Origin of the sequence: Robertmurraya phoenicis, from assembly GCF_047302285.1 — a bacterium.
Taxonomy (GTDB): domain Bacteria; phylum Bacillota; class Bacilli; order Bacillales; family Cytobacillaceae; genus Robertmurraya.
This window is the reverse complement of sequence record NZ_CP154845.1, coordinates 471,897-486,795: the sequence shown is the minus strand read 5'-3', so window position 1 is coordinate 486,795 and position 14,899 is coordinate 471,897. Positions and strand designations below refer to the sequence as shown.

The 14,899-nt window shown below is 40.1% G+C and carries 13 protein-coding genes; 1 reads left to right on the top strand and 12 read right to left on the bottom strand.

The window, feature by feature from the left end; translation table 11 throughout:
- The first annotated feature begins 147 nt into the window (after positions 1–147).
- Complete coding sequence (locus AA0X71_RS02295; protein ID WP_413358732.1) at positions 148–681, top strand: competence protein ComK; 534 nt, start codon at positions 148–150, stop codon at positions 679–681.
- Positions 682–751: 70 nt separating this feature from the next.
- Here the strand turns inward: AA0X71_RS02295 and AA0X71_RS02290 are convergent, their stop codons facing one another.
- The 12 genes from AA0X71_RS02290 to AA0X71_RS02235 all read right to left on the bottom strand — a co-directional run bounded on the left by AA0X71_RS02290 (position 752) and on the right by AA0X71_RS02235 (position 14,726).
- Positions 752–2,872: a YecA family protein gene (locus AA0X71_RS02290; protein WP_413358730.1), complete on the bottom strand. Its 2,121-nt coding sequence runs from the start codon at positions 2,870–2,872 to the stop codon at positions 752–754.
- 293 nt (positions 2,873–3,165) lie between these two features.
- On the bottom strand, positions 3,166–3,687 hold the full coding sequence (locus AA0X71_RS02285; RefSeq protein ID WP_413358727.1) for a UPF0236 family transposase-like protein: 522 nt from the start codon (positions 3,685–3,687) through the stop codon (positions 3,166–3,168).
- 185 nt (positions 3,688–3,872) lie between these two features.
- Complete coding sequence (locus AA0X71_RS02280; RefSeq protein WP_413358724.1) at positions 3,873–4,481, bottom strand: fumarylacetoacetate hydrolase family protein; 609 nt, start codon at positions 4,479–4,481, stop codon at positions 3,873–3,875.
- 181 nt (positions 4,482–4,662) lie between these two features.
- Entirely contained in the window at positions 4,663–5,565 is a 903-nt protein-coding gene (locus tag AA0X71_RS02275) for a dipicolinate synthase subunit DpsA (RefSeq protein WP_413358722.1), read from the bottom strand.
- The gene (locus AA0X71_RS02270; protein ID WP_413358720.1) at positions 5,558–6,463 is read right to left on the bottom strand and encodes a dihydrodipicolinate synthase family protein; all 906 of its coding nucleotides are present in this window, start codon (positions 6,461–6,463) and stop codon (positions 5,558–5,560) included. The genes AA0X71_RS02275 and AA0X71_RS02270 overlap by 8 nt, the downstream gene beginning before the upstream one ends.
- Before the next feature lie 72 nt (positions 6,464–6,535).
- The gene (locus tag AA0X71_RS02265) at positions 6,536–7,735 is read right to left on the bottom strand and encodes a pyridoxal phosphate-dependent aminotransferase (protein ID WP_413358718.1); all 1,200 of its coding nucleotides are present in this window, start codon (positions 7,733–7,735) and stop codon (positions 6,536–6,538) included.
- Between the two features lie 85 nt (positions 7,736–7,820).
- Complete coding sequence (locus tag AA0X71_RS02260) at positions 7,821–8,912, bottom strand: ABC transporter substrate-binding protein (protein ID WP_413358716.1); 1,092 nt, start codon at positions 8,910–8,912, stop codon at positions 7,821–7,823.
- A 35-nt stretch (positions 8,913–8,947) separates the two neighbouring features.
- A complete protein-coding gene (locus AA0X71_RS02255; protein WP_413358714.1) occupies positions 8,948–9,829 on the bottom strand; it encodes an ABC transporter permease in 882 nt (293 codons plus the stop codon).
- 10 nt (positions 9,830–9,839) lie between these two features.
- Complete coding sequence (locus tag AA0X71_RS02250) at positions 9,840–10,637, bottom strand: ABC transporter ATP-binding protein (protein WP_413358712.1); 798 nt, start codon at positions 10,635–10,637, stop codon at positions 9,840–9,842.
- 90 nt (positions 10,638–10,727) lie between these two features.
- A complete protein-coding gene (locus AA0X71_RS02245) occupies positions 10,728–12,392 on the bottom strand; it encodes an FAD-binding protein (RefSeq protein WP_413358710.1) in 1,665 nt (554 codons plus the stop codon).
- Complete coding sequence (locus AA0X71_RS02240) at positions 12,385–13,575, bottom strand: M20 family metallopeptidase (RefSeq protein ID WP_413358707.1); 1,191 nt, start codon at positions 13,573–13,575, stop codon at positions 12,385–12,387. The genes AA0X71_RS02245 and AA0X71_RS02240 overlap by 8 nt, the downstream gene beginning before the upstream one ends.
- Positions 13,572–14,726 (bottom strand): M24 family metallopeptidase, encoded by a 1,155-nt coding sequence (locus AA0X71_RS02235; protein ID WP_413358705.1) that lies wholly within the window; start codon positions 14,724–14,726, stop codon positions 13,572–13,574. The genes AA0X71_RS02240 and AA0X71_RS02235 overlap by 4 nt, the downstream gene beginning before the upstream one ends.
- Positions 14,727–14,899 lie beyond the last annotated feature (173 nt).

Here is a 14,899-nt window from a genome sequence, read left to right as displayed (position 1 = left end):
CCTATCAACCAATTACTTTACCCTTTAGTTACTTTTTCTACTGGATTTTCTTAGTAGGTGCTCTATAAAGTAAATCAAAAATAGAAAGGTGGTCGATACATTTGTTGCAAGGAATGATTAAACAAATTTTAAGGAAGAGGTGTTAGTATGGTAAGAAATTTTTACATTTTGTCCCCACGTTTCATGTCAATGGTTGGTTTTTTTGATCGTCAAGGGAATATCAATACACTAGTACGAGAAACAGGAAAGATTTTTGTTGTTCATAAAGGACCTTTAGAAATACTGGATGATACGATAAAACGTAAAGGCTTTAATCTAAATAGTGCCCTTAAAACATCCAGAGAGTTAAACCCTACCACCTATTTTCGTCCTATTGTGGCAGATCCTGTAGCGCAAATTGTTATTTTCCCAACTAGATCCCTCACTAGTGTAGATAATATTTGGTTTAATCCGGTACATATCAACAGAACGCTCCATCAAGAGAAACGAACGATCATTTTATTCAGCAATGAATCTTCTATGACTCTCTCATCCGGATTATCTTCATTTAATACTAAACTCACAACTGCCGACCAATTTAGAAAATATATCTTTGGAGACGTAAATCATTTCTTTATTTTAGATCCAAAAAAGAGACCTAAACCACCAGAAACGGGGAGCAAAAAGAAGCGTAAGAAGTAACGAAAACAAGTGACGGTCCTTATGTTTCCCACAAAAAGAAACACAAGAACCGTCCCTACGTTTTCCCCATTTACTTCGGAAAGACTCGTTCAACACTATATAGCTTCCAGTTTGATTTTTTAGTTAACGCCCCGCAAATGACCATTCCTGGGTTCATCAGTGGCAGGACATCTTTGCGAACGGTCGTTTTAAATACTTGGCCATCTTCATCTACCTTCATCAGATTTACATACGATGCAGTCACTGATTTTATGCGAAAACACCCTTTCACTAATTGACCAGGAAGTTCTCCATTTTCGATAATCCGACGAAATTCTCCTAGACTTCGGTTGACCTCGTATCGTCTTTCACGGTAAGGCGTATAAGCTTCAAGAATGGTGATTGCCTGCAATACGAGCGTTTCCAATTCTTTTAAATACCCTTTCACGACAGATGCATAAGCTGTCCCATATCTTTTATCGAGCCAAGCCGCAAACCTTTTGACCACCGTCATAAATCCCTTTGCCTGATTTTCCGTTGCATCACGATTAAATTCCAGATAATAGTAGCCGATGAGTTTCTCCCAATGCTGCGGTAGAATCCCTGTTATGCGCTCAATTGCTTCCTCTTCAAGAAAAAAAGAAAATACTTGTACCCCAAGTCGATATTTATAATAAGTATTGGGGGATTTTCCCGCTCCCTTTTCCTGAAAAAACAGCAACAAGTCACGGGCATATTCGCTCTTGATTTCATGATCAGGCATGCCCATTTCATCCCATAACTCCAGTTCTTCTTGTGTCCAGTTATCCTCATTGTTCAGCGAATTTTCCAACAGGGTAATAGCTGTTTTGCGCTGTTCTCGAAGAGTGGTAAAGGGAGAAAACGGCAGATTCAACGCTTTCCTTACCGAATTAAAATCGGCCGTCCACTTTTCCTTTGTTTTACTCCGCATATTCCAATAACTTCCATATTCTAGTTCGCGTAGCCATTGTTCAAGTTCAGCATGCTTCCCCAATGACACCATCTCTGCTGGTGTTTTCCCATTAAGTTGTGGAAGTGGTACATCTAATTCAAGGTTGTACAAAGCCTGTTGGGCAAAGGCCGCAAAAACGACAGGTACCCCTTCTTCTAATCCCACACTTAGGGTACTGAATTGAATTCCTGCCGGTGTCATCTCACTGATTTTCTCCTCTTTGATTAAAACAGCTTGCGTAGAATTCATTAATAACTGTTTAAATTTAGCTACGACAGATTGATCAATCGATTGAAACGTCAACTGCTCTCCTTCTATTTTGAGCGATCCTTCAATTTTATCTACATAGACGGAACCATTTGCCAAATTATCATCATAACGATAGCGGTTTGTTACGAGGCTTCCCCTCCCGTTATTTCCATCCCATTCCTCCATTTCAAGAAGTCCCGTTTGATGAATCGCAGTCATCACTTCATTCACGTCATGCATCGAGTATACGAGAGTTGTATGGGTCCACTCACTCTCCTCTTTATCTGCTCTGTCTTCCTTTCGAAGTAAGGCACCGGTCATTTCTGGATAAAGATCAAGCGCCGCTTGTTCATACGAATTTCCTGTTTCCTTTAAGTTGCTTTTAAGAAGTGCCTCTGCTTCCTTTAATTTCTCAGGTCCAACAATAGACGCCACGCCATTCATGTAATAACCGCCATTTCTTTCTTCTAGCAAACAAAAAGCCCCTGCCCAAGGTTGTGGTTCCAATAGCGTTTCACAATACGGCATATGAAAGCGTTCATGTGTAAACAAGTCTTCCACCAAAACCCCTTGTTCATTAAAATCAACATGCTGAATCAATCGAGGAACAAGTGTCTCCCAAACCTTTGCCAAGCGCTGCAGAGCCGGCTCATCTCGCTTCCCACGCTTACGGTTATACCATTCTATCCCGCGTAACCCTCCAAACGCTGAATGACGATAAAAAAACAGGAGCCAATGGTGGCCATACCCGTCCATTAGATCACGCACACCTGTCCGTTTCCGAAATTCTTTCATTAGCGACTGATATTCTATGGAAGAATAAGAACCAAGTACTTCCTCCATTAAACGTTCAACCAACCTATGCTTCATCTGAAAAAACTGCTTCTGCTGTACTTGTCCCAATTCTACTACTTTCTCTTTTTTCAAACAGCATTGCTTATACTTCTTGCCGCTACCACACGGACAAGGTTCATTCCGTCCAATCACCATTCCCAATCCTCCGAACCTTTTTTTTAAAATTGTATCACGATGAGGAGGAAAAACAAGGAAAAACAAGGGGACGGTTCTCAAAAAAACAAGGGGACGGTTCTCTTGTTTCCATATAGCACGATTAAAGGAAACGCTAGAAGAATGTAATAGCTCCGCGATGGCTTTTTAAGAGCCCAATATAAAATAAATTAATAGAAAAACAAAAAAGTATGCCTTTTGGCAAACATACTCATCGTTCCTTCCGCACTTCCCATCGGACGCATTCCTACAGACTCTATCCCTTGTTTTTTCAGCTAGCCTCGATAATCTCCCAGAGTTTCTGGATACTTTTCTAGTTGTCGTATCAGTTGGTCGAGTCGTTCTTCTTGCTCCACTTTCTCTAGCGTTCCAACGGCACTATTTAATTCGGTCATCAGTTTCTGACTGTCATACGATGCTAACGCCTTTTGAATTTGGCGGCAGCGGAGAGGCTTCCGAAACAGACTTCGAGTCTCTCTTGCCACATGGAAACGGTCAATCGAAAAGAACGCTCTTCCTTGAAAATGTTCTCGACAAGACGTTATCCATCCAGCTCCATCCCCGTTTATCACCAGTTTATGGACGGTGGGATTATACTCAAAGGTTTCCATCAGAAAATCCTCAAATTCTTCCCAAAACGTCTGTTTCCCACAATTAATAAAATGGCGTTTCCCCTTGAGACTTACACGTTTTCCATTCACTTCCCATTCTTGATGAACGGCAGCTATTTTTTCTTCTTTTCCTCCTTTTCTCGATCTCGATAATAGTTTCTTTGGAAACGGCGGGACGGTTCTCATGTTTCCATATAGCACGATTAAAGGAAACGTTAGAACCGTCCCCTTGTTTTTAGCATACTTCGCTAGTTGTGCCTTTTTGCGTGCAAAACTTCCGATTGACCCCTGATACTGATAGAACCGTCCCTTGCTTCCCTAACGTAGATGGGCCAAATTAGTGTTTTTCTTCTATATAAATAAGACCACAACTATTCCACAACAAATTGTCCTTTCACTTCATTTTCCCAAAGCAATTGACAAACATCACCGCTATGTAAGGGTCCTACTCCCTCTGGTGTTCCCGTATAGATCAAATCCCCTTCCCCTAATCCAAAATAGGTGACACATTCATCAATAATAGCCTGAAAATCAAATATCATGTCTGCAGGTTTACCTATTTGAATGAGCTCTCCATTTTTCACAAATGAAAACTCGCTCTCTCTATAATCCTTTTCTCCATTAAACTCCCAAAATGGCGTAATAATGGCTGAATTTTTAAACCCCTTTGCCCTTAGCCACGGATGACCTTTCTCTTTTAATTCAGTTTGTAAATCACGGAGGGTTAAATCTAGGCCCAAGGCAATCTCACTTACCACATCATTGACAGAATCTCCTAGTTTTACCTCTCTATCAATCTTTAAAACCACTTCAATTTCATGATGTATCATGCCCTGGTTTTTTGGTAAAGAAATACTCTCATTTCTTGTTTCTACTAATGCATGACTAGGTTTTAAGAACAAGATAGGACGCTCTGGAACCGCATTTCCTAATTCTTTTGCATGCTTTGCATAATTTCGGCCGATACAAAAAATATTCATTCGTCATCCCTTCACTTTCACTTAATTTATTTCTATTAAAGGAAGACGTGAATTTCACTCTCAATTCACGCCTGAATCCTAGGTTGCTAACATTTTTATTCCCAATAAGGAACACGCGACAAAAACTTATCGTCCTTTCACTACAGCTATTGGATTAATGGTTCATTGCCTAGCCATCAATCTATCTATTCGATGTTTCATATTCGTATTCGTTATCAAGTATTCTTACCATGCTTAAGAATTGGGCATAACCTGAATGAATTGGTGCGGTACCCGCTTGGCCGCGAGCCCAAATGACATTCAAGCCGAGTTCTTCTCCAAATCGATGATTTAGCCCTCCTGGTGGGGATGCTAGATCCATGACGAGAGTATTTGGGTTAACCTTTTGCAAAACTTCTGGTGAAAGGACTAATGAAGGGACTGTGTTATAAATCAGATTAAAACTGTGGATATGAGTAGAAAGTTCTTCTTGCTTCACATCAAGCGTCTGAAACCCATTGGCATAAGCCCGGATTCTTGACTCTGGTTTTCTAGCAGCAACCGTTACTTTCGCTCCCATCCCCTTCAAGTTATTTGCTAGTAGACTGGCAATTCTACCATATCCAATGACTAGGGCATTGGAATTATGGATTGTTTCCTTCGTATTTTGAACGGTTACTGAAATAGCTCCTTCAGCAGTAGGTATCGCGTGAAGGACTTGAAGATAATCATCATCCTTCAAATCAAAAAATTGGATATCAAATGCATCTCCTGCTTTTCTAATGGTGTCCGTTGCTGTTCCTGAAAAATAAACAGCACCTCGATTTACATGTTTAAAAAAATCAGGATTAATGACAAGGGATTCTTGAGAACTTGGCGCATAAAGGGCATCATTTTCTCCAACACCCGGTACAGGAGCAATGATGATATCAGCTCCTGATGCAGCCTCTAAATAATTGGACGCCTGAAGAGAATCATAGTCTTCATTCGGGACTACGCCATATGTTTGAACGATGGACCCAGATAGAAGTAAATTGCGGATAATTTCCAATTCTCTTTCATCACCGCCTAAAACAACTACCTTTTTCCCTTTCCAGCTATACATTCAATTTCCTCCTAACGCCTACAGTCTCTAAAACTACGTTTAATTCCTCTTTTTCTACATTGTTAAGAGAACGGAATGGTGCTCGTACTGGTCCAGAAGGTAAACCGAGCAGTTCCATAGCAGCTTTGGCAACAGCAGGTTGACCATACTTCCGACAGAAAGCCCTAATAGGTTCCCAGCGATAAAAACGTTTTTGTGCAGCTTCAAGATTCCCACCAATAAATTCATTGTACAAAGCAACATATTCTTCTGGGATAAAGTTTGCCAGAGTGGATGTACAACCAGGCATTCCTAATGCCAAAGATCCTAACATGACCCCATCGGAACCACACAGAATCGACATATTCTCACTTGAAGATGCAATCGTCCGAACTTGAGCATGGAGGTTAGTATCTGCTTGTTTGACACAGATGACCTTTTCCAATTTGCCTACTTCGTACAAAACATCAGGGCTAAGTGTATTGCCTATACTCGTGCTATTGTAGATCATAATTGGGATATCTAAATGCTCATTTAACTGTTCAAAATGATAAATCACATCTTTATCTGATACTTCTGAAACATAAGGCCCTGTAACCATAACGAGATCTGCGCCTAATTTTTGCGCCTCTAGACTCAGTTGTATCGCCTCACCTGTTCCGCTCGCAGCTGTACAACACACGACAGGAACTTGCTTGTTCACCGTTTCAATCGCTGTTTTAAAAATAGCTAGACGCTCTGAAACTTCTAAGCTCGGGTATTCAGCATAGGTTCCGCCTACTACGATGCCATGTACACCCGAATTCAGATAGTATTCTATATTTCTTTTTAAAGCCTGATGATCCACACTAAAATCATCTTTCATTGGTGTTAAAGCTAAGACAAAGATTCCCCGTATTTTTTCTCTTAATTGTTCCATGTTAAAACCCCTTTGGAAAATTTTATTTAGGCTGATTTCGCGAAGCTCCAAAAACAACAAAGAAAAGCGCGTTTATTTATACCCTAAAAGTTGCTCCATCTTTTTTAGACCACTCTCTATTTCATTAAGAGGGGCAGAGAATGATAGTCGTATGTGATTTGGCATTCCAAACCCTGTCCCTGGCATGACCACAATTTGCTTTTCCTCTAATAAAACATTCGCCAAATCATCGGCATTTTTGATCTCGGTTCCAGCTATATTTTCGCCAATTAGCTCAGAAATATTTGTCCAAACATAAAATGCACCATCGGGAAGAGAGCACGCTAATCCTTTTATTCGATTTACTCCATCCACCAAAAACTTTCTTCTTTGTGCATAAGCATGCTTGATAGGAGTAATCACATCAGGTCCAGTTAAGGCTGCTAATGCAGCCTTTTGGGCAATTGAAGTTGGATTACTTGTTGTATGAGATTGGAGCCGAAGCATTGTTTCCGCAATGTTCATCGGCGATGCTGAATATCCAATTCTCCACCCTGTCATACTATACGTTTTTGACATTGAATTAATAATGATCGTTCTTTCTCTCATACGTGGGATAGATGCAATACTTTGATGACCTTCTTTGGTAAAGTTAAAGGCTGAATAGACTTCATCACTGATGACCCAAATGTCATTCTGAATACAAAAATTTGCAATACTTTCTAATTCATCAGAGTGATATACAGCTCCAGATGGATTATTCGGACTATTAAGAATAAGAAGCTTGGTTTTGGAAGTTACGTAGTCTGATAGTTCTTCAGCAGTGATTTTATAGCCATTCTCCTGCTTGCTTTCGATAAAAATCGGAACCGCGCCAATAAATCGAACTTGTTCTGGAAACGATACCCAATAGGGAACAGGGATCAATACCTCGTCTCCTTCCTGACACAAAGCTGCTATGGCATTAAAAATGGAATGTTTCCCACCTACAGACACCAGAATTTCATTTGGATCATACTCAACTCCAGTAAGATGTTTGATCTTAGATACAATGGCTCGCCGAAGTGGCAAAATCCCTCCTGTTGCCGTATATCTGGAAAAATTATGATCAATTGCTTCCTTAGCCGCTTTCTTAACATAATCAGGAGTGTCAAAGTCTGGTTCACCTAAACCAAGTCGGTCTAGTTTTTTCCCTTGCGATTGCAATGTCTCCACTAATTCCTCTAGCTTTGCCGTAGGAGAAGTTTGAACCTTATCTACCCACTTTGGATACCTTGTTGTTTGTTCAATCACATATTCACACCCAATCCTTCATAATATTCAGGTCATTTTTCATGTTAAAATCCAAGCACAATAAATTTTACGAAAAGAGCCATATTTATTCTTGAACTTCCTCTACATATTGATTGGTCCACAGTTCACCTTCCGCTGCTGAAGGAAGTTCCTCTAGGTCTAAAATTCCCAGTTCCTTATTTAATGTGAGATAGTTATCAACAAACTCTTCCGTTAACATTCCATCCTCTGGTAGTGAAGGAATCATATCATTCATCCCGGCTGTTAAAGCCTCATCTGTCATATCCTCAAAATAAGCCTTCAAATATTCCTTTGCTTCCTCTGGATTTTCTTTGATCAAGTCATTGGCGTTTATTAATGCTCGAACAAATCGTTTAACGACATCCCCATTTTCTTCAGCCCAATCCTTTCGAAAAGCTACCCCTTGATATGGATAGTTCTTCAATTCAGGTACTTCCCCTACCGATGATTTGATAAATACTGTCCCATAACCGTCTAATTCCGGTTGATTAGGTGTAGGTGGGGTTAACAAAAACGCATCAATTTGTCCACTTTTTAAAGCCGCTAATAAATTTCCAGCACTGCCAAGTGAAACCATACCTACATCTTTATTTGGGTCATATCCTCCCTCCGTTAAAAGGAAGCGAGTATAGATGTCTGTTGGCGCATTTGGTCCTGTGATACCAAAAGTCATTTCTCCAAGAGCTTCTAGCTTTTTCTCAATCGGGTCATCTACTGAAACACCTAATTCTTCTAATTTCTCATTTCGAACAACTAGATTCATACTCATATTCTCAGTAGTAGGGAACACATGAAGAAGTTCTTTCCCTTGTGCATTAGCTGTGGCAATACTGGTGATATCTACTGTAGCCGCATCTACTTCACCTGAAATTAACATTGGAGGCTGCAAGGATCCTTTATCCGTATAAACCATTTCCACATCCAAATTTTCTTGTTCGAAAAATCCTGCTTGCTCTGCCACAAATACAACCATGGTATGAAGAGCAGGGAAATAGGAAAATTTCAGTTTTGTCGGTTCCACCTTTTCTTCAGTCCCTGAAGTCGTGTTCTCCACATTTGAAGCTCCACCCGTATCAGATGTGTTCGCTTGATTGGTTCCGCATCCACTTAAAAAAATTAACAACATCGACAACGTAACCCATATCGCTTTCTTCATCCTTTTCAACTCCTTCAAAATATATAAATTAGCACTCAATAATTTTTCCAACGGGTAACTTTACTCTCTGCCCAAGATACAATGGCATTCATCACAACCAACACAACCATTAGCAAAAAAATCCCAGCAAAAGCCCTTGTAATATTCATCATAGCTGTAGATTGGCTAATGAAATAACCTAGCCCCCTTTGAGATGAAATAAATTCACCGACAATGGCTCCAGTCATCGCCATAGGTACAACAATTTTCAAAGAAGAAAGAATATGTGGAATCGATGACGGAAGAATAACCTTTGTAATCAATTGGATTTTTCTTGCCCCCATTAAATTGCTTATATCAATTAATTGCTTGTTGACACCGCGGATTCCACTCATGGTGTTCATAAACACGATGAAAAAAACCATTAAAGCCGCAATCACGACTTTAGGAGTAATGCCAATTCCGAACCAGATGATAAACAAAGGGGCCAATGCAATTCTAGGAATCCCATTCACCGCAATAACAAATGGTTCAAATATTTTGTAAAATCGGTCTGAAAGTCCAAGAAGAAAGGCCAATAGCAGCCCCACGATCGTCCCCAACACATAGCCAGATATCGTTTCAAAAACAGTCACCTGGGCATGCCATAGCAATTCACCCTCGATCATTTCATTGTAAAGTCCTAGAATAATAGCCGACGGGCTACTAACAAAGAACTCATCCAGAAATCTCCCTGAACCAATTTCCCAAATCGCAAGGATAAATAATAGTAGGAATATTCTTCCTCCATTAATGATCGTTACATTTCTTCGTTGTTCCGTTCTGGTCATATTAATGACCAAATCTTTAATAACCTTCTCATCCTTTTGGTGTAGATTATTTTTTTCTTCTTCATGATTAAAAGCTAACGTTTCCGCATTAGAATTTGCCAATTCCACCAAGACCTCCTTATAACGCCGTAGATTGTAGTTCGTGCCTTATATCTGTCCATAGTTTATTATGCAAATCCGTAAATCCGGGAGCTTCATGGATATGAAAAACATCGCGTGGCCGCGGGAGAGAGATCGAATAAATAGATTTGATTGTTCCAGGGGAACTACTAAATACTACGACCCTATCAGAAAGAGCAATGCTTTCTACTAAATCATGTGTGACAAAAAGAATCGTCTTTCCAGTACCTTCCCATAGTTCGAGCAAGTCATTTTGAAGAACAGTTCTTGTTTGCGCATCCAATGGTCCAAATGGTTCATCCATCAGAATGATGTCTGGATCACATACAAGCGTTCGAATAATGGCGGCTCTTTTCCGCATTCCACCAGATAACTGATGAGGATAATGGTTTTCAAATCCCTTTAATCCTACTTTCTCGATCAATACCTGTGCCCTTTCAGTTCTTTCTTTTCGGGCAACTCCGGCTATTTCAAGTCCATAGGTCACATTTTCTAAAACATTTCTCCACGGAAACAAGTTGTCATCCTGTGTAACATAGCCAATTCCAACATTTAATCGATTCACTTGTTTCCCTTCTTTAAAGACTTCTCCAGCAGATGGAAAACTTAAGCCAGCCACTAAATTGAGAATGGTAGATTTCCCGCAACCACTTGGCCCTACTAAACTAACAAATTCCCCTTTTTTAATAGATAAGGACACATCCTTAAGTGCCGTAAAACCGTCTACTTTTTTCTTGCGTATGGTAGTAAATACTTTGTAGACATTATTCAATTCAATAAAAGCTTGTGATGTCAAATTCTCCCCTCCCTTAAAATGAAGTCTTTTGAATGATTCCTATCTTTCGTTTCGAACACCCTACATAGCGCTAGTGCCATCTCGTACTCTTCATAAAACGAATTGTCTCTGCTGAAGGCTTTCCATCAACTGACCATTTTCATCATAGTTTAGAACATAGAATGAACGTTCATATTGGTTATCTTGTTCAGGGTAATCCTCCCTAAAATGCGCCCCTCTACTCTCTCTTCTCAGTAGGGCACTGGTAAGAGACATTTCGGCAACCCTACACATAAAATGGAGCTCCATCCAGCTTCGAAATTGTTCTAATGACACCGGTTTTTGTGAAGATAATTTCTTTTTAAATGAATGGATGAACCGCAGGCCTTCATTTATATTTTCTTCCGTACGAACAATACCGAGACTAATATCGATTTGACTCTTAAATTGTTTTTTCATACCTTTCAGTAATTCTGAATCCTCTTTTCCTTTTGAACTCATTATGATATCTAACCACTTTTTGACTTGCTGAACATTCAGCTCTTTCTTACTTTGATTTTTTGCAAAGATGGCAGCGTGTTTACCGGCTCTTGCACCAAAAACAATTGTGTCAGGCAAAGCATTCGAGTTTACTCGGTTGGCTCCATGAATTCCTCCTGCAACTTCTCCTGCTGCATAAAGACCCTGCACCGAACTCTGGCCATTTTCATCAATTTCGATTCCGCCCATAAAATAATGAGCTTCAGGGGCGATGACAAAGTGATAATTCTTATAATCTATTTTTTTGGATTTTAGCCCCTTCCACATTTTCGGATTATATTTGATAAAATCTTCTTCAGACATCTCTGTCAAATCCAGCCTTACGCCACCGTCTTCACCTAAACCCTTTCGAATTTGATCAAAAATTCCCCGTGCAGCTACATCACGAGTCGTTCCTTCCCATCTTAATGGATCATAGTTTTCCATAAATCGTTCGCCATTCTTATTGAAGAGCTTTCCACCAGACACAAATGTAGGAGGTTGGATCGAGACTCGGGTTTTATCGAATGGTTTAATACATCTCCATGGATAAAATTGAATAAATTCCATATCTCGCAAGCTTGCACCTGCTTGGGCTGCTAAAGCAAATCCATCCCCTGTCACATCCCTCGGATTACTAGTAAAGGAAAATAGATTCCCACAACCTCCAGTTGCTAAAATGGTAGCTCCAGATTTGATTACTAGCAGTTCTCCTGTTTTTGTATCCACACAAACTGAGCCAACTACTTGCTTATTCGTCACAAGCAATTCGATTGCCATCGTAAATTCTAATGGTTCCACACCAATCCTTTTTGCATACTCTCCTAATGGCACCGTAAAGTCTGTTCCCACACGGTTCTTTGGAAGAAAGACTCTTGGATAGCTATGTTCACCACTTGGCTCAACATAATATTCTCCACTTTCTTCTAAAAATTGTGCCCCCATCTTTTCTAAATCCTTTATTCCTTGTTCGGCTTCATGACACATGATCGAAACCAAATCAGGATTTGCCACGTAACACCCGGCCTTCATCGTATCCTCATAATGGGTAGTTGCTGAATCCTCATTCTGTAATTCTGAATAAAATGAGGCATAGCCACCTGTTGTCATAGCGGAACTTCCACTTCGACCAAATTTTCCTTTTACGATAACAGCTACAGATGCATTCGCTTCTCGTGCGGCGATGGCTGCCCGTAATGCAGCCAACCCTCCACCAATAATCAATACATCTACTTCTTTAATCGGCGTATCACTCATCACTCTTCCTCCCCTCTCTACTTAAAGTCCCCAGGGTAAGCGCCATTAGAACCGTCCGGTCAAAAAAGGATTCCACTTCCATATATTCATCCGTACTATGGGCTCTTCCTCCGATAGGCCCAATACCATCAATTGTTGGAATCTTTTCAGCGTTAATATTATTTCCATCCGAAACTGCACCACTGCTTCCAAATTGCAATGTTTGCTCCAGCTTTGCAGCAGATTGCAAGAGAGCTTCCTTCATGACCTTTGTCTCTTGGCGTTCAACCATTGGTGGACGGTGAAATCCGCCTTTAACCGTAATCACACTTCCTGGCAAGCTTTGATTTTTTTCTAATTTCTTCATTTCCTTCTCAATACGGTACTGTTCTTCCGTATCTGGAACGCGAATATCGATAACAGCTCTTGCGGTGTCTGGTACGACATAGGCCGCTGTACCTCCGGAAATTTTACCAACACTAATTGTCGTACCTTTCTTTGGATCTGCTAGGTTTTCAAGACATTTAATCTGATGGGCAAGCTCATGTATAGCATTTATCCCTTTTTCAGGCTCTTGACCAGCGTGGGCTGACCGTCCTTCAACCTCAATATGAAAGATCCCAACTCCTTTTCGTTTCAAGACGATTTGTCCTGAAGGTTCTGAAGGCTCAAATACGAAAGCCCAATCCACTCCCTCTACTACTTTTGGAATGATCTTTCTTGACTGGGGGGAACCTGGTTCTTCATCACCATTAAAAAACACCCTTATCGACATCGGAAATTCATTCATACAATTTTTTAAAGCCCTTAAAGAATAAAGAATCACCGCATCTCCACTCTTCATATCAATCAAACCAGGACCATAGGCTCGATTTTCTTTTAACGAAAATCCCCATCCCGTTCCAACGGGAAAGACAGTATCCATATGGCCAACCATTAGTACCCGGGGTGCCTCAGGAACAACATAATCAGCTATGATATGATTCCCATATTTTTCTTCTTTGATTTGAGTGATGGTAAACCCTAAGTCTTCTAATTCTTTGGCTAGAATCTGTCCTACGCGATTTACACCTTCAATCGATTCAGTCGGACTTTCAACCTCTACTAATTCCTTTAGAAATGCCAGCATTTCATTTTGACGGAGGTAAATATAATTACTTATTTCTTTAGTAAGGAGATCGAATGACGATTGTTTTGTGTTCATTTCGCACTCAACTCTCTTTTATATGAACCTAATTTTTCACATCCAGCCTCTGTAATCACAACTGTTTCACTAATCCCCACTCCAGCCACTCCATAATCGCGTAGAGCAATCGGAATATGAAAGACCATTCCCGGTGTAAGGATGGTTTCATCTTGATAGCGCAAGCTCGCAATATGACCTTCACCCCAATCAGGAGGGAATGAACACCCTACTGAATATCCAGTTCTTTTACGCCAATTCTCCATGTAACCTGCCTTTGTAATAATATTCCTTGCTACATGATCGATGGAATGAGAGGTAACACCTGGCTTTATTTCGGCAATCACCGATGATAGAGCTTCTTCACAAACCTTATACATGTCGTGAACTTTATCCGTAACTTTCCCGACAATCGCTGTTCGCATAATCGGTGAAACATAGCGATGGTGAGTTCCTGAAAGTTCAATTAATACGGGGTCTCCAGGTTCCAAGGTTCTTCGTTGAAAATTCGTATGAGGAATACCAGCTCGCCAGCCGGAAGTTACAATTGGTTGTAGGGGGTAATATTCTGACCCCGCTTTCGTCATGGATTCGTACGCAACAGCTGCTACGTCATTTTCTGTAGCTCCCGTGCACACTGCATTGACCGCACTCTCAACGCCAATATCCGTATAAATAGACGCCTTATTCATCAATTCCAATTCAGCTTCACTCTTAACGACTCTACTACTTTCCACAATCCCAAAAGTGGATATTAAATGCTCCCCTAATTTCTCCTTTAAACGGTCCCGAATGACAGGAGGAAAGAACAAGGATTTATCATCAGAACCGATCGTTTTGTGCATGAGATTTTTTTCCATGATGACTTTTACTGTTACATCTGCCGGATCCTCATGATCATCCCAAATCTCAACATCCTTTACCCAAGAGAAAGCATGCCCGTTAAAACTTTCTAAATATCGTAATACTAAAATAGGATCCTGTTCTAAGGAAACAATGCAACATTGGTAGTTCTGAAAACCAAATGTTTGGTGACCTGTTAAGTAAAAAATATTTTCCGGACTAAACACGAGCAAAACTTCTATACCAGTTAGAGCCATTTTTTCTCTCACGTTGTTCAAGCGTACTCGATACTCTTCTTCACTAAAAACTAAAGATTTTGATAATTTCATATAGACCCTCCGTTAAAATAGATGTAATATTAAATAACATAAAGAGTTATTTAATCTTACTTTTGTTCTTACAAAAACTATAAATTATATTTTTCATTAGGTAAAATACCAAAATCTTATCTAATCATTCAATTTTTGAATGTATGCATTTTCAAAAACTCCTTATATGTAAT

Bases quoted from the DNA above. Each gene is read 5' to 3' on its own strand.
- AA0X71_RS02295 (WP_413358732.1), top strand. From the start codon at position 148: ATGGTAAGAAATTTTTACATTTTGTCCCCACGTTTCATGTCAATGGTT.
- AA0X71_RS02270 (WP_413358720.1), bottom strand. From the start codon at position 6,463: ATGGAACAATTAAGAGAAAAAATACGGGGAATCTTTGTCTTAGCTTTA.
- AA0X71_RS02290 (WP_413358730.1), bottom strand. From the start codon at position 2,872: ATGGTGATTGGACGGAATGAACCTTGTCCGTGTGGTAGCGGCAAGAAG.
- AA0X71_RS02240 (WP_413358707.1), bottom strand. From the start codon at position 13,575: ATGAACACAAAACAATCGTCATTCGATCTCCTTACTAAAGAAATAAGT.
- AA0X71_RS02235 (WP_413358705.1), bottom strand. From the start codon at position 14,726: ATGAAATTATCAAAATCTTTAGTTTTTAGTGAAGAAGAGTATCGAGTA.
- AA0X71_RS02245 (WP_413358710.1), bottom strand. From the start codon at position 12,392: ATGAGTGATACGCCGATTAAAGAAGTAGATGTATTGATTATTGGTGGA.
- AA0X71_RS02275 (WP_413358722.1), bottom strand. From the start codon at position 5,565: ATGTATAGCTGGAAAGGGAAAAAGGTAGTTGTTTTAGGCGGTGATGAA.
- AA0X71_RS02280 (WP_413358724.1), bottom strand. From the start codon at position 4,481: ATGAATATTTTTTGTATCGGCCGAAATTATGCAAAGCATGCAAAAGAA.
- AA0X71_RS02285 (WP_413358727.1), bottom strand. From the start codon at position 3,687: ATGAGAACCGTCCCGCCGTTTCCAAAGAAACTATTATCGAGATCGAGA.
- AA0X71_RS02260 (WP_413358716.1), bottom strand. From the start codon at position 8,912: ATGAAGAAAGCGATATGGGTTACGTTGTCGATGTTGTTAATTTTTTTA.